Raw genomic sequence first — 1765 nt, forward strand, 5'->3', positions numbered from 1 at the left:
CTTTATTGGGTGAAAGACAGATTATTAAAGGCTTAAAAGTTTAGGCAGGGATCGGTGTACCCTGCTTGACATGGGGAGTCATACCAACGCTTTGCTAAGGGGCAATTAACAGTTGGATATACTTGCGCGAAGCGCCAAGCCAACTGCTAATTGTCCCAGTGAGTGTACGAACGAACTTTAGCAACTTGTTATATTTCATAGCATTGCCTTTAATATTGTTGCTATTGCAGCTTTTTGCTGCGGATCAGTTGCCTCTTCGAATATTTTTACTAAATATGGGGCCACATGCTTTTTTTCTTCATTGGACATTACAAACGAATCGCCAAACCAAATTTGATTATCGCTATCAAGCATAAGCGTAAAAGCATCATTATCACTTTTTACGATCAGTCCAATCACTTCGGCCTCTACAAAGGTTCCCTCATAGATTAAGTTGCTTTTTATCGCTGAAACTCTTGGGTTCATCTCACTCTTAGCCATAGTGGGGCTAACAAAAAACAATGAAATTACTAGAATCCAAATCTTCGACGTCACCGACACACCTTGATTGAAATATAACGCCCCGCTAAACGGCGAGCGTTAGCGAGTCCGGTGGAGGACATGCTTTTTGTGGCCGGAACGAATTTGAGCGGCTTGTTATGTGTTTGCTGGTAATTTAGCTTCATATTCGCTTATATAATGTTCCACTTCATGAGCTGTGCCAGTATGAAAAAGCTCACCTGTATTGCGATTTACAATTATTGGAGCATTGCCACCTAGCATTTCACGGAAATCACCCGTTTCAAAATATGATTTAGCTTGGTAGAAAAACACCCAACCCCACTGCTTTTCAATAGTTTCTTCTTCAAGAATGACACACTCTACTGGATCGAATTTATCGGCACTTTTTTCAAGTTCAACTTCTACCAATTTTTGTGCTTCTTGCTTATTCATGCTCCGAACTCTTTTGACACATAACGCTCGATTAACGGGTAAAAAATTGTAGGCTAAAATTGAGCGAAGCGAATAGCCCGCAAGTTTTTTATCCCTGTTTAATTGCTTGTTAGGCAATGTGTTACGCATGAGGCTCAGTTGGGTAACTATGCATTACACACCTTTGATTACATTTGTCACAATCTGCCGAGATAACCAACTTATAGTTGATGAAATACCCAAGAATGTTGAGCAATTTTGGCATGTACTTCACTAAAAAGCGTGCAAGTATTAAATACAAAATAACTACAGATACTAAAGACCTTAAAAGTACAGGGTTTGTGTTTACACCTGCCAAAATTGATCCAACGGCACCTACAAACAGTGATGTTACTCCGTAGACTATCGCAAACAAAATTGAGGCGAAAGGAATGCAAAGTACAAACAATCCAAAACAATCTAACAGACTAATTTTAAATTCGATTTTCCGTTTAGATTTATTTCCACAGACGCTACATTTCATCGAGTTGCCTAACATGTTTATAGCGAGCTAATCGCGCGTTTTTCTACCACAGCGTAGCTCGTTTTTCTTATTAGATTATTTCTAACAAACTTGTTAACTAATTACCAGTGTTATTAAAATTTAGGAGTTCTCGCTTTTACCTCAGGATAAAAACGAGCGATTGGGTCGTTTTCTTGATTATACGAGCTACTGAGCTAAAGCTGTATATATATACAGCTTCATTTCAAAGGAATGAAAATGAAAACTCGCTCTCCTTATTTAAACTACATTGCAGACTATATGCTCACTCGTCAGTATTCATTAAGAACAATTAATGCTTATTTAGGTTGG

The 1765-nt window shown here is 38.4% G+C and carries 2 protein-coding genes; both read right to left on the reverse strand.

Annotated features, from left to right (window positions below; translation table 11 throughout):
* Positions 1–195: 195 nt before the first annotated feature.
* Positions 196–465 carry a hypothetical protein gene (locus tag C2M25_RS07355; protein WP_158679692.1) on the reverse strand — a complete coding sequence of 90 codons (270 nt, stop codon included), beginning with the start codon at positions 463–465 and terminating at the stop codon, positions 196–198.
* Between the two features lie 171 nt (positions 466–636).
* Entirely contained in the window at positions 637–933 is a 297-nt protein-coding gene (locus C2M25_RS07360) for a YrhB domain-containing protein (RefSeq protein ID WP_105180781.1), read from the reverse strand.
* Positions 934–1765 lie beyond the last annotated feature (832 nt).

The sequence above is a fragment of the Pseudoalteromonas sp. T1lg21 genome (assembly GCF_002964625.1).
GTDB classification, from domain to species: Bacteria; Pseudomonadota; Gammaproteobacteria; order Enterobacterales; family Alteromonadaceae; genus Pseudoalteromonas; species Pseudoalteromonas gelatinilytica.